Source organism: Mycobacterium farcinogenes (genome assembly GCF_019739075.1).
In the GTDB taxonomy this organism is placed as follows: Bacteria; Actinomycetota; Actinomycetes; order Mycobacteriales; family Mycobacteriaceae; genus Mycobacterium; species Mycobacterium senegalense.
The window spans coordinates 1,509,048-1,530,302 of the sequence record NZ_CP081673.1; the positions used below are offsets into that span (position 1 = coordinate 1,509,048).

At 66.0% G+C, this 21,255-nt stretch carries 20 protein-coding genes and 1 riboswitch; of the genes, 10 read left to right on the plus strand and 10 right to left on the minus strand.

Annotated features, from left to right (window positions below; genetic code table 11):
- Positions 1-65 precede the first annotated feature (65 nt).
- The 5 genes from K6L26_RS07050 to K6L26_RS07070 all read left to right on the plus strand — a co-directional run bounded on the left by K6L26_RS07050 (position 66) and on the right by K6L26_RS07070 (position 7,463).
- Positions 66-1,529: an APC family permease gene (locus K6L26_RS07050; protein ID WP_064896912.1), complete on the plus strand. Its 1,464-nt coding sequence runs from the start codon at positions 66-68 to the stop codon at positions 1,527-1,529.
- The gene (locus K6L26_RS07055) at positions 1,526-3,472 is read left to right on the plus strand and encodes a primary-amine oxidase (protein ID WP_064896910.1); all 1,947 of its coding nucleotides are present in this window, start codon (positions 1,526-1,528) and stop codon (positions 3,470-3,472) included. Before K6L26_RS07050 ends, K6L26_RS07055 begins: the two co-directional genes overlap by 4 nt.
- A 3-nt stretch (positions 3,473-3,475) precedes the next feature.
- Entirely contained in the window at positions 3,476-3,874 is a 399-nt protein-coding gene (locus tag K6L26_RS07060) for a hypothetical protein (RefSeq protein ID WP_064896908.1), read from the plus strand.
- A gap of 444 nt (positions 3,875-4,318) precedes the next feature.
- Positions 4,319-4,490, minus strand: a riboswitch (M-box (ykoK) riboswitch).
- 223 nt (positions 4,491-4,713) lie between these two features.
- Positions 4,714-5,454: an ATP-binding cassette domain-containing protein gene (locus K6L26_RS07065; RefSeq protein WP_019343361.1), complete on the plus strand. Its 741-nt coding sequence runs from the start codon at positions 4,714-4,716 to the stop codon at positions 5,452-5,454.
- Between the two features lie 14 nt (positions 5,455-5,468).
- Positions 5,469-7,463: a YhgE/Pip domain-containing protein gene (locus K6L26_RS07070; protein ID WP_064896906.1), complete on the plus strand. Its 1,995-nt coding sequence runs from the start codon at positions 5,469-5,471 to the stop codon at positions 7,461-7,463.
- A gap of 52 nt (positions 7,464-7,515) precedes the next feature.
- Here K6L26_RS07070 and K6L26_RS07075 read toward each other — a convergent pair whose 3' ends face one another.
- A complete protein-coding gene (locus K6L26_RS07075) occupies positions 7,516-8,352 on the minus strand; it encodes a type IV toxin-antitoxin system AbiEi family antitoxin (protein ID WP_221852866.1) in 837 nt (278 codons plus the stop codon).
- Positions 8,353-8,449: 97 nt separating this feature from the next.
- Positions 8,450-9,922, minus strand: a complete 1,473-nt coding sequence (locus K6L26_RS07080) for a carboxyl transferase domain-containing protein (RefSeq protein ID WP_064896902.1) — start codon at positions 9,920-9,922, stop codon at positions 8,450-8,452.
- A gap of 26 nt (positions 9,923-9,948) precedes the next feature.
- Between K6L26_RS07080 and K6L26_RS07085 the strand changes: the two genes are divergently transcribed.
- From K6L26_RS07085 to K6L26_RS07105, 5 genes are all read left to right on the plus strand, one after another.
- Positions 9,949-10,683: an enoyl-CoA hydratase gene (locus K6L26_RS07085; protein WP_036392158.1), complete on the plus strand. Its 735-nt coding sequence runs from the start codon at positions 9,949-9,951 to the stop codon at positions 10,681-10,683.
- A 1-nt stretch (position 10,684) separates the two neighbouring features.
- Positions 10,685-11,800, plus strand: a complete 1,116-nt coding sequence (locus tag K6L26_RS07090; protein ID WP_047038655.1) for an MBL fold metallo-hydrolase — start codon at positions 10,685-10,687, stop codon at positions 11,798-11,800.
- Between the two features lie 66 nt (positions 11,801-11,866).
- Positions 11,867-14,359, plus strand: a complete 2,493-nt coding sequence (locus K6L26_RS07095) for a cation-translocating P-type ATPase (protein ID WP_064896900.1) — start codon at positions 11,867-11,869, stop codon at positions 14,357-14,359.
- Between the two features lie 58 nt (positions 14,360-14,417).
- Positions 14,418-14,597 (plus strand): antitoxin, encoded by a 180-nt coding sequence (locus K6L26_RS07100; RefSeq protein ID WP_064896898.1) that lies wholly within the window; start codon positions 14,418-14,420, stop codon positions 14,595-14,597.
- A 3-nt stretch (positions 14,598-14,600) separates the two neighbouring features.
- A complete protein-coding gene (locus K6L26_RS07105; protein WP_019347713.1) occupies positions 14,601-15,050 on the plus strand; it encodes a type II toxin-antitoxin system Rv0910 family toxin in 450 nt (149 codons plus the stop codon).
- A 7-nt stretch (positions 15,051-15,057) separates the two neighbouring features.
- On the opposite strand, the gene K6L26_RS07110 is transcribed toward K6L26_RS07105, so the two are convergent.
- Genes K6L26_RS07110 through K6L26_RS31880 form a run of 8 tightly spaced genes read right to left on the minus strand, consistent with a single transcriptional unit; the run spans position 15,058 to position 21,255 of the window.
- A complete protein-coding gene (locus K6L26_RS07110) occupies positions 15,058-16,275 on the minus strand; it encodes a cytochrome P450 (RefSeq protein ID WP_064896896.1) in 1,218 nt (405 codons plus the stop codon).
- On the minus strand, positions 16,268-16,681 hold the full coding sequence (locus K6L26_RS07115) for a VOC family protein (RefSeq protein ID WP_064896894.1): 414 nt from the start codon (positions 16,679-16,681) through the stop codon (positions 16,268-16,270). Before K6L26_RS07115 ends, K6L26_RS07110 begins: the two co-directional genes overlap by 8 nt.
- The gene (locus K6L26_RS07120) at positions 16,678-17,736 is read right to left on the minus strand and encodes an NAD(P)H-dependent amine dehydrogenase family protein (RefSeq protein WP_064896892.1); all 1,059 of its coding nucleotides are present in this window, start codon (positions 17,734-17,736) and stop codon (positions 16,678-16,680) included. Before K6L26_RS07120 ends, K6L26_RS07115 begins: the two co-directional genes overlap by 4 nt.
- Positions 17,729-18,778, minus strand: coding sequence for an NAD(P)H-dependent amine dehydrogenase family protein (locus K6L26_RS07125; protein WP_064896890.1), 1,050 nt, complete (start codon positions 18,776-18,778; stop codon positions 17,729-17,731). Before K6L26_RS07125 ends, K6L26_RS07120 begins: the two co-directional genes overlap by 8 nt.
- Positions 18,775-19,995 carry a cytochrome P450 gene (locus K6L26_RS07130; protein WP_064896888.1) on the minus strand — a complete coding sequence of 407 codons (1,221 nt, stop codon included), beginning with the start codon at positions 19,993-19,995 and terminating at the stop codon, positions 18,775-18,777. Before K6L26_RS07130 ends, K6L26_RS07125 begins: the two co-directional genes overlap by 4 nt.
- Positions 19,996-20,006: 11 nt before the next feature.
- Complete coding sequence (locus tag K6L26_RS07135; protein ID WP_019347707.1) at positions 20,007-20,420, minus strand: hypothetical protein; 414 nt, start codon at positions 20,418-20,420, stop codon at positions 20,007-20,009.
- A gap of 11 nt (positions 20,421-20,431) precedes the next feature.
- Complete coding sequence (locus tag K6L26_RS07140; protein WP_047038649.1) at positions 20,432-21,130, minus strand: hypothetical protein; 699 nt, start codon at positions 21,128-21,130, stop codon at positions 20,432-20,434.
- Entirely contained in the window at positions 21,127-21,255 is a 129-nt protein-coding gene (locus K6L26_RS31880; protein ID WP_019349228.1) for a hypothetical protein, read from the minus strand. Before K6L26_RS31880 ends, K6L26_RS07140 begins: the two co-directional genes overlap by 4 nt.

Sequence of the window (21,255 nt, forward strand, 5' to 3'; positions counted from 1 at the left end):
AATTCGGCAGTACGACCATTCTCATATGAAAATTCGTCCCCTCGAATACCACCGAAAGAAATGCGATGACAACTGACGCAGTGCTCGATCCGGGAGCGGACACCGGTGGCCGTACCCACCGGCTGGCGGGCAAGCTCGGCCCCACCGCGATCGTGTTCATGGTGGTCGCCGCCGCCGCCCCGCTGACCGTCGTGGCCGGCACCTTCCCGATCGGGATCGCGGCCGGCAACGGAGCGGCCTTCCCGGCGTCGTACGGGGTATGCACGGGGGTGCTGCTGCTGTTCGCGGTCGGGTTCACCGCGATGACCCGCTACATCCGCGGTGCGGGCGCTTTCTACACCTACATCGCGCACGGCTTCGGCAGGCATGCGGGCCTGGGCGCGGCATTCCTGGCCCTGCTGTCCTACACCGCAGTACAGGGTGGTGTGTACGGCTACATCGGTGCCGCACTGGGCGAACTCGTCACCAGCCACGGCGGTCCGGCGGTGCCCTGGTACGTGTACGCGCTGGCGATGATGGCGACCGTCGCGACACTCGGTTACCGCCACATCGAACTGTCCGGCAAGGTGCTCGGCGTCCTGCTGGTCTGCGAGGTCGGCATCGTGCTGGTGATCAACCTCGCGGTGATCGGCCGCGGCGGCGCCGAGGGACTGTCCACCGCGGTGCTGCATCCCGGCAACTTCTTCTCGGGTGCCCCCGGAATCGCCCTGATCTTCGCGCTGGCCGGCTACATCGGCTTCGAGGCCACCGCGGTATTCCGTGACGAGGCGCGTGACCCGGCGCGCACCATCCCGCGGGCCACCTACGTGGCCTTGCTGCTGATCGGCGGCTTCTACGCGCTGTCCAGCTGGGCCATGGTGTCGGCCTGGGGTGATGCGGGTGCTGTCGCCCAGGCCACCGACAACCCGGCCAACATGCTCACCGATACCGCGATCCACTACCTGGGCTCGGTGGCCGGCGACCTGGTCCAGATCTTTTTGATCACCAGCCTTTTCGCCGCGCTGCTGTCGTTTCACAACGTGCTGGCCCGCTACATCTTCTCGCTGGGCAACACCCGGGCGCTGCCCGAGCGGTGCGGCCGTTCACACCTGCGCCACGATTCCCCGCACGTCGCCTCGGTCGTGCAGACCGTCACGGCGCTCGTCCTGGTGGCCGCGTCGGTAATGGCCGGGCTGGATCCGGTGACCCAGGTGTTCACCTGGTTCGTCGGAGCTGCCTCGGTGGGCATCGTGGTGCTGATGACGCTGACGTCGGCGGCCGTCATCGTCTACTTCCGCCGCACCCGTGTCGACACCCGGCCGTGGAACACCCTGATCGCGCCGCTGCTCGGGTTCGCCGGGCTGGCGGTGCTGTCGGTGATGACCGCGGTGAATCTGCCCTTGCTGGTCGGTGGCTCCGCCACCCTGGCCGCCATCATCGGCGTGCTGCTGGCCGGCGCGTTCCTCGGCGGTATCGCGGTCGCGATCAGCCGCCCGCAAGCCGGACACCAAGACGAAAACCCCGATATCACAAAGGAGATTGCACGATGACCGCAACGTTCGAGAAGGTGGGCGCCGGTATCGACACCGCAGCGCCGGACCATCCGCTCACCCCACTGAGCGCCGGCGAGATCCGCGCCGTGCGCCGCATCATCGAAGAAAACGGACTGTTGGGCGAGAGCGGCCGATTCGTCTACGCGGCCCTGGAGGAGCCGCACAAGAACGTCGTGTTGTCGTTCACGCCAGGCGATCCGATCGAGCGGCGCGCCCGGGTGATCATGCTGGACCGCGACAGCGGTCAGGGCACCGACCTGGTCGTGTCGATCACCGATGGGCAGATCGTGTACCGCCACGACGTCGATCCGGTGACCGACGGCCAGGTTCCGGTGCTCGACGAGGAATTCGGCGATGTCGAGGCGATCCTGCTGGAGTGCGACGAATGGCTGGCCGCGATGCGTAAGCGCGGTTTGGACCCGGTCAAGGTCCGCGCACTTCCGTTGTCGGCCGGAGCATTCGGCCACGAGGACGAGGTGGGTAAACGTGTCGCACGCGTGCTGGGTTTCTATCAGTTCGACGAGGCCGATCTGCCGTGGGGACATCCCATCGACGGCGTTGTCGCCCATATCGACCTCACGGCCAAGCAGGTCATGTCGGTCATCGATCACGATGAACTGCCCTTCCCGAGCGAGCGGGCCGAGTGGGACGCCGAACCACACGCGACCCCGACGCGTACCGACCTCAAGCCGATCGAGATCACCCAGCCCGAGGGTCCCAGCTTCACGGTCGAAGGCAACAAGATCACCTGGGCGGATTGGTCGTTCCGGTTCGGCTTCGATGTCCGCGAGGGTCTGACGCTGCATCAGCTGTCGCTCAAGGACGGCGGTGCCGAGCGCCCGGTGATCTACCGCGCGTCCATCGCCGAGATGGTGGTGCCGTACGCCCACCCGTCGCCGTCGCGGTACTGGATCAACTATTTCGACCAGGGTGAGTACATGTTCGCCCGGTACACGAATTCCCTTGAGCTGGGCTGTGATTGCCTCGGCGAGATCAAGTACTTCGACGCCACCATCGCCGACGAGCACTGCGAGCCGCGGGTGATCAAGAACGCCATCTGCTTGCACGAGGAGGACTACGGCGTGCTGTGGAAGCACGTCGACATGTTCAACGGCATGTCCGAGGTGCGCCGGTCGCGGCGCCTGGTGATCTCGTTCTTCTTGACCATCGGCAACTACGACTATGGGTTCTACTGGTACCTGTACCTCGACGGCACCATCGAGATGGAGGTCAAGGCCACAGGTGTGGTGTTCGCGTCGGGATACCGGGCACCGGACCAGTTCGCGTCTGAGCTGGCGCCGGGGCTGGGGGCGCCGTATCACCAGCACCTGTTCTCGGCGCGGTTGGACATGGCCGTCGACGGGCATGGCAACACCGTCGAGGAGGTCGACGCCGTCGCCGCGCCGATGGGCCCCGACAACCCGTGGGGCAACGGGTTCACCCAGCAGAAGACGAAGCTGACCCACGAGTTGGGCGCGATGCGCACCGCCGACAATCTCAAGGCTCGCGTCTGGCACATCGTCAACCCGAACAAGCAGAACCGGTTGGGTCAGAACGTGTCGTATGCGCTGTACCCCGAGGGGCAGCCCACTCTGCTGGCGGATCCGTCGAGCTCGGTAGCCGCTCGGGCCGCGTTCACCACCAAGCATCTCTGGGTGACCAAATACGATGCCGGCCAGCGGTACCCGGCCGGTCATCTGGTCAACCAGCATCCCGGAGGCGATGGGCTGCCGGCGTTCGTCGCCGGCGATCGCAACATCGAGAACGAGGACATCGTGCTGTGGCACACCTTCGGGCTGACGCACTTTCCGCGGCCCGAGGACTGGCCGGTGATGCCGGTGGACTACGCCGGGTTCAAGCTCAAGCCGGTCAGCTTCTTCGACCGCAATCCGGCCCTGAACGTTCCGGCAGCGCCGAAGTCCCATTGCTGCGAGGATTAGGTCATGTCCGCCGTTCGCATGCCCGCCGTCCTCGGACGGCGGGCATGCGCCGCACTGGCGGCCTGCTCGGCGGCTTTGCATGCGGTCATGCTCGGCGAGTCGGGCAATCTGTTCGCCGGTGCGGTGCTGGGCGTGATGATCGTCGGTTGCCTGTATTGCGCGAGTCATCTTTGGCGGCGGGGCACGGCAGCGGGCTGGTGCACGATCGGGTTGATGAGCCTGGCGATGATCGCCTTGCACACCCCGATGCCCGCCCATCATCACGGCATGGCGGTTCCCGTCCACACGTCGGCGATGATGTCGGCCGCGACGCTGCTGGCTCTGGTCGAGGTGGTCATCGCCACGGCTGTGCTTGCCGTCCGTACCCGGCACCGCTCGGTGATCGGCCCGTCGGCGGGATGAACTGACTGCTATCGAGCGGTGTGTGATCCTCCGCCCAGAGACGCGGTCAGGACCGCTACCGGCGTGTTGCTCATCCTCAGGTTGTGGCGCTCCTGCGGGGTCAGCGACATCCGCGTGTGGATCCACGCGAACGGTGCCCTGACCAAACCGTGAACGTGACGAAGAAAGGTGTTGCGCTGCATCGGATCATCTCCTGTTGAATCGGAGCCCTCCGCATCGACAGGCATGCGGCCACCGCCCACCGCGGGCGTGCGGGGTGGGGGATCTACGCAGTCTTCGACAGCGGAAAGGGGTTTATGGACAGACGTTTTCGAAACGGACTGGGATACGGACTGTCACTTGACGTCATGTCGTCATCACCTCCTCACTGTCGGGCGCCAGGGGCGTCAGATGCGGCCATGCCGAAGAGGAAGTTGAGCGCACGACCAAATACCGTGGTCGGCGCGGGCACTTCCTCACCAGAGCTTTGGCACTACACGACGTGTCCCACCAGGGCGGGAAGCCACTTCGGGTCATCCCTTAGGCCGGGAAGACCTGTCCTAACCCTGGGCGTCTCTCGACGTCGTCGGATCAGTGGCCTGTGTTCGTGTAGGAGCCTCACCTAACGAAGCGCGATTTTCATTAGAAACCTTACACCGCGAAATTGTCAACACAATTCACCGTCAGTCCGTGCGGCCCCAAAACGGTTGTGTCAGTGCGGCAATGACGCTTCACGTGGTGATCGTGATCGCCGTCACCGCAAGCCTCTCGGCTTTTGCGCAGGGTTCACCCGAGAATCGGCGGGCTGCCCGGGTTTGCGGTTGCCTGTGTCCACGCCTCCGATGTGTTGTGATGTGCCTATGCCTGAGCAAAGTCTCGAGCCTGACACCGGTGAGGACGAGCAAAAGTCACCGGCCATCACTGCGCGGGCGATCGCGATGCGCGGACCGTGGGGGCCGGTGTACGGCCCCATCGACCTCGACATCGACGAGGGCGGTGTCACGGTGCTGGTCGCCCCGGCGGGCACCGGACGCACCGCGCTGCTGATGACCCTGGCCGGTCGGATGAGAACGGCGAGCGGGCGGCTGACCGTGTTCGGGCATACGCGGGCGCCCGACATCTTCCGACGCGCAGCGCTGGCCGGGATCGACGAGCTCGACAACGTGTCGGAGTCGGTGACGGTACGTGATCTGGTGACTGAGCAACGTCGATGGGATGCGCCGTGGTACACGCTGGTGGGCCGCGCCGACGAAGGCGACTTGGCCGCCATGTGCGCCCCGGTGTTCGGCGAGTTGCCGTTGCCGTCGCTGACGTCCTACTTCGACGGGCTCACCGAGCTCGACCAGATCTTGTTGCGGATCGCCCTGGCCAACACCGCGAGCCCGCCGCTGCTGGTGGTCGGCAACCTCGATCACCTCACCGATGACCGCAATCGCGACATCCTGCTGGGCCGTCTGATCGCGCTGGGGGAGAAGCAGACAGTGATCACCGCGACGGTCAACGGGGTGCCCGACCATCTGGCCTCGGCCATGCGGGCCCAGGTGACCGTGCCGAACACAACCGTGGCCGAGTTGGCCGGTTCGCAGAAAGGTGGCGAGTAGCCGTGCTAGCCGGAATGTCGTTGGGTACCGACCTCAAACGCTTCTCGCGCGGCACGATGCCGCGGATCGCCCTCGTCACGGTCATCCTGCTGCCACTGCTGTACGGCGCGATGTATCTGTGGGCCTTCTGGAACCCGTTCGGCGAGGTGGACAAGGTACCGGTGGCGCTGGTCAACGAGGACCGCGGCACCGTCGCGGAGGGTCAGCAGATCAAAGCCGGGGACGAGGTCTCCGACGCGCTGGTGGATTCGGGCCAGCTTCAGCTGCACCGGGTTTCGGCGCAGGAGGCGGCCGACGGCGTGGCCAGCGGTAAGTATTACTTCTCGATCACCTTGCCCGAGGATTTCAGCACCAGCATCTCGTCTCCCTCGGGCGGCTCGCCGCACCAGGCCGACATCCGGTTCACCTTCAACGACGCCAACAACTACCTGGGCTCGATCATCGGCCAGAACGCCGCCCGTGAGGTGATCAACCAGATCAACGCCAAGATCGGCGAGCGCACCCTCGGCACCGTGCTGACCGGGCTGACGGACGCCGGAACAGGACTGGTGAAGGCGGCCGACGGCGCGCAGCAGCTGGCCACGGGTAGCGCGGCGGCCAATGACGGCGCGCACCGGTTGTCCACCGGCGCCAACGACTTGACGGCGGGCCTGGTCACCGCGCGCGACGGGTCTGCCCAGCTGGCCGCGGGCACCAGACAGCTGTCGACGGCGGTCGACACGGCCACCGACCCGCTGCTGACCGTGCTGGACCGCGTCAGCGGACTCGGATTGGACCCCAACGAGGTCGGCCTGGCCGCACAGCGGCTGTCAGGCGCGGTGCGCTCGACCACCGACCGGATTGCCGCGCTGAACATCGATCAGGCCCAGGCCGCGGCGATCGTCGACCAGGCAGTCGGGTTCTTGCGCAACAACCCCGATCCTGCCGTGCGCGACACCGGCGAATTTCTGGCCGGAGCCCAGCGGTTGCTGCAGGCTCGCGGGTTGGATCCAACTACGGATGAGGGTCTGATCCGGCTGCGGGACAACGCCGCTCAGTTGGAGAGCGAGTTGGGTGACCCGAACAGCAAGCTACGGGTGTTCATCACCAAGGCGCTTACCGGCGGACTGCGTTCCGACGTCGTCAAACTGCGGGACGGCGCCCACCAGCTCAACACCGGCGCCCAGCAGCTCAACAGCGGCCTGGTGCAGCTGGCCAACGGTGGGCGTCAACTGTCCAACGGGGCAGGCGAACTGGCGGCCGGCACGGAGAAACTGCAGGCCGGCAATCAGCAGTTGGCCACCGCCCTCAAGGAAGGCTCGACCCAGGTCCCGTCATGGACGCCGCAGCAGCGCACCGAGGTGGCCCGCACGCTGGCCGCACCCGTGGCGCTCGACATCCAGACCCACAACCCGGCCGCCACATTCGGTACCGGTTTCGCGCCGTTCTTCCTACCGCTGGCGTTGTTCATCGGCGCGCTCATCATCTGGATGTTGTTGAAGCCGTTGCAGTCCCGGCCGGTGGTCAACGGTCTCGGGGCGCTGCGGGTAGTCCTGGCTTCGTACTGGCCCGCGCTGCTGATCGTGTTCTGCCAGGTCGTGGTGATGTATGCGGTGGTGCACTTCGGGGTCGGCCTGCAAGCCAAATACCCGCTGGCCACCGTGGCGTTCCTGCTGTTGGTCGCGGGCACCTTCCTGGCCCTGATCCAGGCGTTCAACGCGCTGTTCGGGGTGTCGGTCGGCCGGGTGGTGACGCTGGCCTTCCTGATGCTGCAACTGGTCTCGGCCGGCGGCATCTATCCGGTGGAGACCACCGCGAAACCGTTCCAGATCCTGCACCCGGTCGATCCGATGACATACGCGGTCAACGGCCTTCGCCAGTTGATCGTGGGCGGCATCGATTCGCGGCTGTGGATCGCGATCGCGGTGCTGACCGGCGTGCTCGTGGTCTCGTTGGCGGCCAGCTCATGGGCGGCGCGAAGAGACCGGCAGTACACCATGGACAGATTGCACCCGCCGATAGAAGTGTGACGCCGCGTGCGTAACGCCACGGCCAAATTTCCGCCTGATTTTCGCCGTGGCGTTACGCACGCAATGCCCAGGCCTTACGGAGCCTGCCGAGAACCGACGCTTCACCGTCACGAGAGGTGACTCGTATGACGATCCAGCCCATGTCGGTCATCTCATCGATTCGCGCTATGTCCTTTCGGAACTGGTCAGGGTCGGTGTGGTGGCGCCCCTCGTATTCCAGAGCGATCTTCAGCTCCGGCCACGCCATGTCGGCTTCGCCGATCAGTGCGCCGTATTCGTTGAAGATGGGGTACCGGGTCTGTGGGGCCGGGTAGCCGTCACGAACCACCAACAGCCGCAACCATGTTTCACGCGGGGACTCCGAGCCGGGGTCGACCAGCGCAATGGTGGCCTGCGCCCGCCTGATGCCTTTTCGTCCGACATGGCGCTCGGCGGCCAACGCGATGTCAGCGGCTTTCAGCCGGGCAGCTCTTGCCAAGGCGTCGATCGCGGCTACCGCCGTGTCCTCCGGAAACTTGCACGCCAGGTCGACGGCGGTACGCACAGGCGTGGTTACCCGCATTCCGCCGATCAGGCAGATGTCGTCGTCATCGATCGCGTCTGCCCATGTGACGATTCCGCGGGCGGGCCGGCGATTGCTGTCGATGATGTACGCGGGCTTGTTTGCGTCAATCCAGCGTGCACCGTGGAGAGCGGACGCCGAGAAGCCCGCCAGCACGCCACGCCGCCGCGACCGCAACCAGCTGGCCTTGGCGCGCAGAACCGCGTTGGGCAAGGTGCCTTTCGCGACATACACGTCCTGGTGCACCGCTACGAACCGACTCCGCAACTCGTAACGGGTCAGTCGGCCCGCCGCCAGCGCTTCGCTGCCGATGAATGGTTCCCCCACGGCCGAAGTGTGCCGACCGCCACCGACAGGTTCGCGTGCGTAACGCCACGGCGAGATTTCCGCCTGATTTTCGCCGTGGCGTTACATACAGCGAAACTCAGGCGAGCCCGATCCGCCGGTAACGCGCCAGCCGGGCCTGCAGTCGCCGCTCGCCGGGCACGGCACGTAACGCAGCCAGTTCGCTCGCGATCGCGCTCGACAATCTCTCGGTGAAGGCGCGGGGTTCGTCGGCGGCGTCGGGATGTTCGAGCACGACCGCGTCGGCGATGCCGGCCCGTACCAGGTCGACGGAGCGAATCCCTTGCGCGGCAGCCAATTCGGCGGCGTGTGCGGTGTCGCGGTAGACGATCGCGCTGGCGCCCTCGGGTGGCAGCGGCGCCAGCCAGCCGTTGGCGGCGACCAGGACCCGGTCCGCGGGCACCATCGCCAGCGCCGGCCCACCGCTGCCCTGACCCATCAGCACCGACACCGTGGGCGTGTCCAGGGTGACCAATTCGGCCAGGCAGCGGGCGATCTCACCGGCCAGCCCGTCCTGCTCGGCCTCGATCGACAGGGCCGGGCCCGGGGTGTCGATCACCAGTACCAGCGGCAGCTGCAGTCCGGCCGCCAACGCCATGCCACGTCGTGCCTCGCGCAAGGCGCCGGGTCCGACCAGCCCGCCCTCGCTGCGCCGCTGCCCGAGCACCACGGCGGGCTGCCCGCCGAACCGGGCCAGCGCCAGCAGCATCGTCGCGGCCTCACCGCGTTCGGTCCCCGAGAGCAGCACCGGGTCGGTGGCACCGTGCCGCAGCAGGTACCCGACGCCGGGCCGGTCCGGCCGTCGTGACGCGAGCACCGAATCCCAGGCCGGCACATCGGGCAGTGGTTCGGGGGTCGGAGCGGGGGCTGGATCGACGGGCGTATCCATGATCACCCGCAGGGTGCGGTCGAGGGTGTCGCGCAGGAGCGCCAGCGGCACTACACCGTCGATGACGCCGTGGGCGTGCAGGTTCTCGGCGGTCTGCACGCCGGACGGGAACGGTTCGCCGTACAGGTGTTCGTACACCCGCGGCCCGAGGAAGCCGATCAGAGCGCCCGGCTCGGCGGCGGTGACGTGCCCGAGCGACCCCCACGACGCGAACACGCCGCCGGTGGTGGGATGCCGTAGGTACACCAGGTAGGGCAGGTGAGCCTGTTTGTGCAGCTCGACGGCGGCGGCGATCTTGACCATCTGCAGGAACGCGACGGTGCCTTCCTGCATGCGGGTGCCGCCCGAGCTCGGCGACGCCAGCAGCGGCAGCCGCTCGGCTGTGGCTCTCGTCACCGCGGCGGTGATCCGCTCGGCCGCGGCCACCCCGATGGATCCCGCGAGGAAGTCGAACTCGCAGACGACGACGGCCACGCGGCGGCCGAAGATCGTGCCTTCGCCGGTCAGTACCGATTCGTCGAGCCCGGTCTTCGCGTTCGCTTCGGCCAGTTCCCGCTGGTAATCCTCGGAACGGGCAACCTCCAGCGGCGGGGCGTCCCAGCTCCGGAACGAGCCCTCGTCGAGCACTGCATCACGAAGCGCGCGGGCGCCGATCCGACTCACGGCGTCAGCCTATATAGGCTGACCACATGATTGGTGTGACCAGAGACGGCAATGTCCTGACCCTGGAACTGCAGCGCGAGGAGCGGCGCAACGCGCTGAACTGCGAGCTTGTCGACGCCCTTCGGGAGGCCGTCGAGCATGCCGCCGAGCAGGACATCCGGGCCATCGTGCTGACCGGTGCCGGCCGGGTGTTCAGTTCGGGAGCCGACCTCACCGACGCCGCGGGCATGGCGGAGAAACTTCCGGACAAGGCCCTGGCGCTGAACCTGGCGATCGATGCCGCCCCGGTTCCGGTGATCGGCGCGATCAACGGCCCGGCGATCGGGGCCGGTGTCATCCTGTCCATGATCTGCGACCTGCGGGTCGTCGCCCCCGAGGCCTACTTCCAGTTCCCGGTCGCCAAGTACGGCCTGGCCTTGGACAACTGGAGCATCCGGCGGCTGACCTCACTCGTCGGCTACGGCCGGGCCCGCGGGATGCTGCTCGGTGCCGAGAAGCTCACTGCCGAAACTGCGCTGCAGACCGGCATGGCCAACCGCATCGGCACCCTGGCCGACGCGCAGAAGTGGGCGGCCGAGCTCGCCGGGTTCGCCCCGCTGGCGTTGCAGCACGCCAAACGCGTACTCAACGACGACGGCGCCTACGAGGAATCCTGGCCGGCCCACAAGGAGCTGTTCGACAAGGCGTGGGCTTCCAAGGACGTCATCGAGGCACAGGTGGCCCGCATCGAGAAGCGTCCGCCGAACTTCACCGGGGCCTGACGTGCTGCGCGCGGCCCTGCGGTTGGGTTCCAGGTCGGCGTCACTGCTGGCCGGCGGGTGGTTGCTGCGCGCACTGAACGGGACGTATGCCTCGGTGGGAGCGCTGCCCAACGCGATCCGGCCGGTGGCGCAGCGGTCCACGCAGTACGCCGACGGGGTGTTCGTCAACATCGAGCCCGCCTCGCCCGGGATCAGCATGAGCCGGGAGGAGTGGCGCATGCTGATCACCGAGATGTTCGGCCCGCGCTCGGCCAGCCGGCCACCCGGCCCGATCCCGGTGGCCGAGCCGGCCGTACCGGTCGACGGCGCCGGCCAGGAGTGCGCGGTGTCCTGGTACGGGCACTCCACCGCGTTGATCGAGATCGACGGCTACCGCGTGCTGACCGACCCGGTCTGGAGCGAGCGCTGTTCGCCGTCGCGGGTGGTCGGCCCGCAGCGGCTTCACGAGCCGCCGCTGCCGCTGGAGGCTCTGCCCGCCGTCGACGCCGTTGTGATCAGCCACGATCACTACGACCATCTCGACATCGAGACCGTGCTGGGCCTGGCCCGCACCCAGCGGGCGCCGTTCGTCGTGCCGCTCGGAATCGGGGCGCACCTGCGTAAGTGGCGGATACCCGAAGACCGCATCGTCGAACTGGACTGGAACGAGAGCCACCGGATCGGCGAGCTCACCCTGGTCTGCACACCGGCGCGGCACTTCTCGGGGCGGTTGTTCCAGCGCAACACCACACTGTGGGCATCGTGGGCGGTCATCGGCCCGCAGCACCGTGCCTACTTCGGCGGAGATACCGGCTACACCAAGAGTTTCTCCGAAATCGGTTCGGAATACGGGCCGTTCGATCTGACGCTGCTGCCGGTCGGGGCGTATCACCCGAGCTGGCCCGATATTCACATGAATCCAGAGGAAGCGGTGCGAGCCCATCTGGACGTCACCGATACGGGGCTGCTGGTGCCGGTGCACTGGGCGACTTTCCGGCTCGCCCCGCACCCCTGGGCCGACCCGGTACGCAGGTTGCTCTCGGCCGCCGATCCCGCCGGTGTTCAAATCGCAGTGCCTCGGCCGGGGCAACGGGTCGACGCCGAATCCGCCGCGCTCGACCCGTGGTGGGAGTTTTAGTAGCCCTCCAATGGCAAACTGACGTCTGATCACCACGACTGGAGACGGGACGAGGACTGCGCGCGCATGACGACGATCACTGTCACTGGTCTCACCGATGCCGAGGTGGCCCAGCGGGTAGCGGAAGGTAAGAGCAACGACGTCCCGACGCGTGCCGCGCGCAGCATCTCGGAGATCGTGCGCGGCAACGTGTTCACCCGGATCAACGCGATCCTGGGCGTGCTGTTCCTGATCGTGCTGTCCACCGGTTCGTTGATCAACGGCGCGTTCGGATTGTTGATCATCGCCAACAGCGCGATCGGCATAATCCAGGAGATCCGGGCCAAGCAGACCCTGGACAAGCTGGCCATCGTCGGCCAGGCCAAGCCGACCGTGCGGCGCGAATCCGGAAGCCGCGCAGTGCTACCCAATGACGTGGTGCTCGACGACATCATCGAGCTGGGTCCCGGTGATCAGATTGTCGTCGACGGTGAGGTCATTGAGGAATCCAATCTTGAGGTCGACGAGTCACTTTTGACCGGTGAGGCCGATCCCATCGTCAAAGGCGTTGGGGAGCAGGTGATGTCGGGTAGTTTCGTGGTTGCGGGCTCCGGCGCGTACCGGGCCACCAAGGTAGGGCGCGAGGCCTACGCGGCCAAGCTCGCCGAGGAGGCCTCCAAGTTCACCTTGGTGAAATCGGAACTGCGCAACGGCATCAACAAGATCCTGCAGTTCATCACCTACCTGCTGGTGCCCGCCGGCCTGCTCACCATCTACACCCAGCTGTTCACCACCGATCCGCGCATCCTGGATTCGCTCAAAGCGACTTACCAAGACATCGTCAACAACGAGGGCGGTTGGCGAGAATCCTTGGGAATCATCATGAGCCAGATCTTCACCACGGATGCGGTGTGGCACGAGCCGGTGCTGCGCATGGTGGGCGCACTGGTACCGATGGTGCCCGAAGGCCTGGTGCTGATGACCTCGATCGCATTCGCCGTCGGGGTGGTGCGCCTGGGCCGGCGTCAGTGCCTCGTCAACGAGCTCCCGGCGATCGAGGGCTTGGCCCGGGTCGACGTGGTGTGCGCGGACAAGACCGGCACGCTCACCGAAAACGGTATGCGGGTGAGCGATCTGAAGGCGTGCGACGGGAGTCCCACCACCGAGGTCGCCTCCGCGCTGGCGCAGCTCGCCGCCGACGATGCCCGGCCGAACGCCAGCATGCTGGCCATCGCCGAGGCGTTCGCGTCGCCGCCGGGCTGGAAGGCCACCGCGACGGCTCCCTTCAAGTCGGCGACGAAGTGGAGCGGCGTGTCCTATGGCGAGCACGGGAACTGGGTGATCGGCGCGCCCGATGTGCTGTTGGATTCCGGCTCACCGGTGGCCGAGCAGGCCGAGCAGATCGGAGCCCAGGGCCTGCGGGTACTGTTGATCGGGTCCTCAGATCGGGCGGTCGACGCGCCGCAGGCACCTGGCACCGTCACCCCTGTCGCATTGGTGGTCCTCGAGCAGCGGATCCGCCCTGACGCCGCCGACACGATCGATTACTTCTCCTCCCAGCATGTTTCCGTCAAGGTGATCTCCGGGGACAACGCGGTCTCGGTCGGTGCGGTGGCCGGCAAGCTCGGCCTGCACGGTGAGACGATGGATGCCCGCCGGCTGCCCCACGAGCCGGACCAGCTGGCCGAGGCGCTGGACGAGTACACCACCTTCGGCCGGGTCCGCCCCGATCAGAAGCGGGCCATGGTGCACGCGCTGCAGTCGCGCGGGCATACGGTGGCCATGACCGGCGACGGCGTCAACGACGTGCTGGCCCTCAAAGACGCCGATATCGGCGTCGCGATGGGTTCGGGAAGTTCGGCCTCCCGGGCGGTGGCGCAGATCGTGTTGCTCGACAACAAGTTCGCCACGCTGCCCTACGTGGTCGGTGAGGGCCGGAGGGTGATCGGCAACATCGAGCGGGTCTCGAACCTGTTCCTCACCAAGACGGTGTACTCGGTGCTGCTGGCGGTGTTGGTGGGCTTGGCGGGGCTGTCCTCCAAGTGGTTCGGCACCGACCCGCTGTTGTTCCCGTTCCAGCCGATCCACGTCACCATCGCGGCCTGGTTCACCATCGGTATCCCGGCCTTCATCCTCTCGCTGGCCCCCAACACCGAACGAGCGCACACCGGCTTCGTGCGGCGGGTGATGACGGCGGCGCTGCCGTCGGGCCTGGTGGTCGGTACGGTCACGTTCGTCTCGTACCTGGTGGCCTATCAAGGCCGGGAGTCCAGCCTCGCCGAGCAGACGCAGGCCTCGACCGCGGCACTGATCACGTTGCTGGTGTCCTCGTTGTGGGTGCTGTCGGTGGTGGCCCGGCCGTACGAGTGGTGGCGGGTGTGCCTGGTTGCCGCGTCCGGGTTGGCATATGTGCTGATCTTCTGTTTGCCGCTGGCGCAGCGTGTGTTCATGTTGGATCCGTCGAATCTCAAGGTCACCGGTGTTGCACTGGGCATTGGCCTGGTCGGAGCCGTATTGATCGAGGCGCTGTGGTGGGGCCAGGGCAGGGTGCTGGGCGAAAAGCGACAGTTGTGGAGATAGCTGGCTGCGGGGAGAATGGCCAGCGTTCAGTCGAAAATCGAGAGGATAGGGTGGGCTGATGGGATTCCTGGACAAAGCCAAGGACCTGCTGTCGCAGAACGCCGACAAGGTCGAGCAGGCCATCGACAAGGCCGGCGACCTCGTCGACGAGAAGACGCAGGGCAAGTACAGCCAGCATGTCGACAAGGCGCAGGAAGCAGCGAAGAACGCCCTCAACAAGGAAGAACCGCAGCAGTAACTTATGGCCAAATTGTCTGTCTCCGTCGAAGTTCCGTTGCCGCCGGACAAAGCGTGGGAGCACGCCTCAGATCTGTCCCGGTACGACGAATGGCTCAGCATCCACCGAGCCTGGCGGTCGAAGCTGCCCGAAACTCTGGAAAAGGGCACGGTCATCGACTCGATCGTCGAGGTCAAGGGCATGTTGAACCGCGTCAAGTGGACGCTGGTGAACTACAAGCCACCGCAGTCGTTGACGCTCAACGGCGATGGCCGCGGCGGGGTCAAGGTCAAGTTGATCGGAAAGATCACGCCCGCCACTGTCGACGGTGCGGACGGGGCGAAGGTCTCCTTCGACGTGCATCTGGGTGGTCCTGCCCTGTTCGGGCCGATCGGCATGGTGGTCGCGGCCGCGCTCAAGGGCGATATCCAGCAGTCCTTGAACAAGTTCAAGGAGCTCTACGCGTCGTCGTAGTCCGGCGTCAGCGGTCGAACGCCAGCGGCAGGCTGGTCGGGCCGCTGAGGCCCAGCAGTGGCTTCCACGGCACGGGTCCGGCGACCCGAGGGTTCGCAAGCCGCCGGGTCAGGATCGTGAGTGCCTCGGACAGCTCGAGCCGCGCCAGGTTGGCGCCCAGGCAGTAATGCACGCCGCCACCGAAGGTCAGGATCGGCGGCGGGTCCTCGCGGGTGATGTCGAAGCGGGCCGGGTCGTCGTAGACCGTCTGGTCGCGGTTGGCCGCGTACGTGTTCACGATGATGAATGTTCCTGCGGGAAAACAGTAGTCGCCGATCTCTGCGTCATCGGCGACGCTGCGCACGGTGCTGCACATCGACGGCGAATGCCGCATGGTTTCCTCGACGGTACGCATGGCCAGGCCGGGCTGCTCGCGTAGCAGAGCCCACTGGTCGGGGTGGTCGCAGAGCACCTGCATCGAGGCCGCCAGTTGACTGCGGGTGGTGTCGGTTCCGGCGATCAGGATGGAGAAGGCCAGCATTCGCAGTTCGGCCGCGTCCAGCCGGTCGCCGCCGTCTTCGATGCGGATGAGGTCGGACAGCAGGTCGTCGGTGAGGTGCCGGCGCCGGTCGGTGATCATGTCGTCGATGTAATCGTCGAACTCGTTCCATGCCTTCAATACGGCCGGCTCCTCCTGGGCGAGGTCGCAGTCGAAGCTGACGATTTTGAAGATGTCCTCGGCCCAGCGGGAGAACTGCTGCCAGTCCTCGCGCGGTGCGCCGAACAGGGCGCAGATGATCGGAATCGGATACGGCCGCGCGACGTCTGCCACGAACTCGCATCGGCCGCTGTCTTGAATCCTGTCGAGCAGTTCGTTGACGACGCCGTGGATCGCGTCGTGCATGCGGGCGGTGGCACGTGGTGTGAAAGCGCGGGCGACCAGGCTGCGCAACCGGCGGTGTTCCTCACCTTCCATGTTCAGGATGCTGCGGGTCACCCTGTCCCACAACGGACCCGACGTGATGCCGTGGGCGGACAGGTGGATGCCCTGGGGGATACCGAACCGAGGATCGCGCAGTACGGCGCGGGCCATCTCGTAGGAGAGCACTTCGGGCCCGATCGGGCCGAGCGCGATCGGTGCGGTTTCCTGTGCCGCCCGGAACTGCGGGTAGATCTGCTGCGGGGTGTCGGTGACGGAGTAGTCGAGGGTCGGCAGACCCGCGTCGAAAACACTGGGCTTACACATTGGTGGACAGAAACGTCAGGGGTAGTCCCAGGACGGACAAGTCGATCTCGTCGAGGTAGGAGCCTTCACCGGAAAATCCCTGACGGAACCGGGTCATCGATCCGTACCGCTGTGTCACGGCCTCGGCCGCCCCGGCGTCCGGCACCCGGATCACCACGGTGTAGACGCCGTCGCCGTGGCGGTCGAGGAAGTCGTTGACAGAGGCCGCAACCGAGGCCGTCGAGCCGGGCAGCGGGCTGATCAGCTCGACGCCGCGGTTCCAGTCCAGGTGAACGTGGACGCCGAGGTCGGTGAGTTCTGCTGCGTTGAAGGTGAATCCGAGGTCGGTGAACATTTTCGCCAGGTCGGCTGTTCGCTCCGCGGCGACCGCGAACACGACGTGGTGCAGGGCCGGCTGCGAGGTCATCGGCGGACCAGTCCGCGCGGCCGGATGAGTCCGAGGTCGAGGTGGTTGTGCCAGCCGGGTGGGGCATCGCAGACGTCGGGGATCGCGTTGATGGCGCCCATGGCCGTCCAGTCGTAGCCGGGATGGGTCACGGTGCCGTCGGCTTGCCGGACCCCTTTGAGGGTCAGTTCGGTGGGCGGATCGCCGTCGATCACGATCTCGTACCGGGTCTCGCCCCAATCCCATGCCGGTTCGAGTTCGTCGGGGCCGGCGGTCACATAGATCGCGTGGAAGACGATCAGTGGCTGTCCGCCCACCCATGCGGTCCATTCGTGGCGTTGCGCGGCGACGGTACCCTTCGGGATCGCGCCCTCGTCGTGGGGGATGTCCTCGGCGGCGGTCGCGACGTCGACCTCGGCGGCGGTCACCTCGTCGATGGTCACGCCGAGTCCGTCGGCGATCATGTGCATCGACTGGGCGAAGAACGGCAGGCCGAGGCCCAGAATTGTTGGCTCGGTGAGGAACTTGTCCTTTTCCTTGCCGAATCCCATCCAGTCGATGTGGTCCATCGGCGCGTCTTTCAGGACGTCGACGACCTCGTACACGTGGATGGTGTCGATCCTGCTCATCACCCGGGCCAGGGTGAGCGGCAGAATGTCCCCGGCGTAACCGGGATGGATGCCACCGCCGTGGAACGAGGTGCCGCCGTCGGCGCAGGCAGCCCGGATCTGTTCGGCGGGCTCGCGGAAATCCGGTGAGGGATGGAAGAACCCGCTTGTGGTCACCACGTTCTTGCCGGACCGTAGCAGCCGGCACACGGTATCGACGTCCATGATGATCGGCGTGTAGAACACGCAGTCGGCGTCGAGCGCCACCATGGCGTCGACATCGTCGGTGGTCCGCACACCGATCGGTGCGATACCCGCGATCACACCGGCATCCTTGCCCACCTTGTCTTCGCTGTGTACCAGGACACCGACGAGGTCGAACACCGGACTCTGGGCGAAGTGCCGCACGCCGGCCCGGCCGACGTCGCCGGTCATCCACTGGATGATCCGGTAGGTCTTGTCAGACATGGAGCACACCTCGGGGCAGTAGTAGGGGCAGGTCGTTGTAGGTGGCGATGCCCGGGGGCGCGGCCACTACCGCGGGGATCGCGGTGATTGCGGGCATGGCGGTGATCGTCAACCCGAGCATGATGAAGTCCTCGATGGTTTCGGCCACGAAGTCCGGGGGAGGTTCAAAGCTCAAGGTGCTCTTGATGGTTGGTCGGCCTTCAACGGTGACGGTGTACCCGAACGCGGTCGACCAGGCCGGGTCCAGCGTCTGGCCCTTCGTCCAGACACCGCGGATCTCGATGACGTCGCGCCCACCTGTCGTGCCGATCCACCGGACGTCGATGCCGGCGACGCAGCCGGCGGCGATGGTCCACTCGCCGGGAAGCGCCAGTTCCTCGGTAGTTTGGGCATACGCTGCTTCGCAGCGCACGGCGTCGAGGTCGACTCCCAGTGCGTCGGCCACCAGCTGCACGGCTTCGCGGAATATCCCGGAACCCTTGGTCGTGATGTCGAGAAGTTCCGGATGGTCGATGGGATAGCCGAAACCCATCGGGATCTCGGTGGCCGGTGAGTTGTAGATCGTGGTGTCGAAGGACTCCAGGATGGAGATCCGATCGATCCGGTCCGAAATCCCCGCGGTGACAATCGAGAACAACTGGATGAATCCGGGGTTGATGCCGCTGCCGAAGATGGTCGAGTTGCCGAGTCGGCATGCCTCAGTGATTCGATCGCGTCCATCACCCAGCTGCTGGCCGGTGATGAACTCGGAGGTGGTGACGACGTTGATGCCGGCACCGAGGATGCGGACCAGTACGTCGACGTCGGCGAACATCGGGTTGTAAACGACGCAGTCCGGCTGCAGGGCCAGCAGCGCGTCGATGTCGTCGGTGGCGGTCACGCCCAGCGGCTCGATGCCGCACAGTTCACCAACATCTCGGCCGACCTTGTCGGGCGCCCAGGCGTAGCAGCCGACCAGGTCGAGATCAGTGTTGGCGGCGATGGCGTGGACCGACTTGCGCCCGACGTTGCCGGTCGTCCACTGCACCACCCGGTAGGTCATGTGATGGCCCGGTCGCCGGGTGCGAAAGTGACCGGGACCGACCGGAATCCGCGGGTTACCGAGTTGCCATGAAATCGTGCGATATCGTCTCCTGCGAGGGTGAAGTCCGGCATCCGGGCCAGTACCCGCTCCAGACCTACCTGGAATTCCAGTCGCGCCAGGCTGGACCCGAGGCACCGGTGTACACCGGCGCCGAACCCCAGGTGGCGGTTCTCGCGACGGTCGAGGATGCAGCGGCCGGCGTCGGGGAACGCCTGCTCGTCGCGGTTGGCGGCGGCGTAGTTGACGATGACCGATTCGCCGGGCGAGAAGGTGCACCCGCTCAGTTCAACTTCTTTTGCGACGGTGCGTGGGATGCCGTGAATCGACCCGGCGAACCGGATGAACTCCTCCACCGCACGGGTGAGGAGTTCGGGATCGCCGATCAGGCGGTCGCGCTCGGCCGGGTTGGTCGCGAGGTAGTGGTACGCGAATGACATTGCGCTGGCGGTGGTCTCGAGGCCGGCCTGAACCAGGAGCATGGCGTTGGACACGATATCGCCGAATGACAGTTTCTCCCCGTCGATCTCGGCGCAGAGCAGGACGTCGATCATGTCGTGCCGGGGCGGTTGATCCATGCGGGCCGTCACCGCGTCGTGCAGGTGCTGATACAGGCCGCCCCAGGCGCTCATCCGGTCCTGCTCGGTGGCGCCGTTGAGCGCCGTGTCAGTCAGCTCGATGCACAGCGGGACATCTTCTATCGGCATGCCGAGCAGATACTTGAAGAATACGATTCCGGGTTGGCGCCAGGCGATCTGGGCGAGGTCACCGCAGCCTTTCTCGATGAACTCGTCGATGAGCCGGTCGGTCTCGGCACCGATCTCGGGGCGCAGTGCCTTCATCCGTGCCGGGGAGAAGTAGGGGTTGAGCACCTTGCGGAACTTCTGCTGCCTCGGCGGGTCGAGGGTGATCACCAGATCCCCGGCGAGCTGCTCGGCGCCCTCCGGCGTCGGATTGCTGGAGAAGTGCTCCCAGTCCTGCAGGATCTTGACGCACTCCGCGTAACGCACCGCCACCCGGGCACCTGCCGGGGTCGCGCTGAGAAATGGATTGTCGGTGCGCGCGAACGGCGATTGCTGCCGCATCACCGAGTAGACGTCGTACAGAAAGTCGTTGTCGTTGAAATCCTGGTGGCGCAGGTCCCAGTTCGCGGCGTGGCGTTCGAGTGATTCCGGCATGGTGGGTTCTCCTATGGACCGGCCGGGTGCTCGGTGGCCTGGCGCGCTTCGCGTTCTTGATGGATGCGGACCAGTTCGCGGAAACCGAGCCGGTGATACTTCGGAACCGGTTGGATGCCCCACTCGTCCTGGGCGGTGTCCTTGCCTTCGGCACCTTCGGGCGGGCCCAACGGCGGGTAGGGGACTTTGCATTCGAGGGTGTCGTCTGAGTAGCGGACCTTGAGAAGCTCACTGCAGATCTCGGTGAGGCTCAGGGTCGGGTAGCCGTAGTACACGGCCATGAACGGCAGGGTGAACGCACCTTCGATGACCAACGCCACCAGGCACACCAGCACGGCCCGTTTGATCCATTTGTGCATGCGGGCGTAGTACGGCGTGGTGCCGGGTGGCAGGTCCTCGGCCTTCGTTTCTTCTGTGGTAGTCACAGTTGTCTCCTTCAGTCCGAGAAGATTTCGCGATTGACGGTGTGCAGGTAGGGGATGGCCAGGAACGGCGTGATGTAGAAGATGTCGTAGAGCCACCAGCCGACGACGGGGAAGATCACTCCGGCGAAGCGGACGTCGGCGTACATCGTCATGTTGAACACGTAGACGCACCAGATCAGTACGCCCATCCAGCAGGTGATGATCATCCACTGGTGGCCCCAGCGTTTCATCTGCAGGAAGCCGATCGCCGCAGCGCATCGCATGGCGAAGACGGTGAGGATCATGCCGAACACCATCGATTTCTCACCGGGCCCGGCCGCGCCGCCGATCCACAACTCGTTGTAGTGCCAGAAATAGCCGGCGTCGAACATGTTGCCCCAGCCGATCATCAGCACCCGGTTGATCAGGGTGTGGTTGGCCACCAGGTCGAGTGCCCAGCCCAGGCTGTTGAGCATCCCGTCGATCAGCACCAGATAACCGATCAGTGTGACGATCATCGGCCGCACCGACAGACCGGCACGCTGTGCCTGCCGTTGCAACCAGACGCCGCGCATGAAGATCGGGAATCCGATGACACCGGGAACCCACATGCCCATCAACGCCGCGCCGACGATCATCCACTTGTCCGCGCGGCGCTGGGCCAGTCGCGATTCCTCGTGGTGTTCCTCGAGGCCGACCGTGGTCGGTTGGGTGTCCTTGGTGGCGGTCACAACTCCCACCACCCTCGGGTGAACGACATGTACAGCTGTATCCCGAACATCGCGAGCAGGTAACCGTAGATGACGATCTGCAGCACGATGAGCGCTCTCTTGCGCTTGCGTTCTTGTTCGTCCAT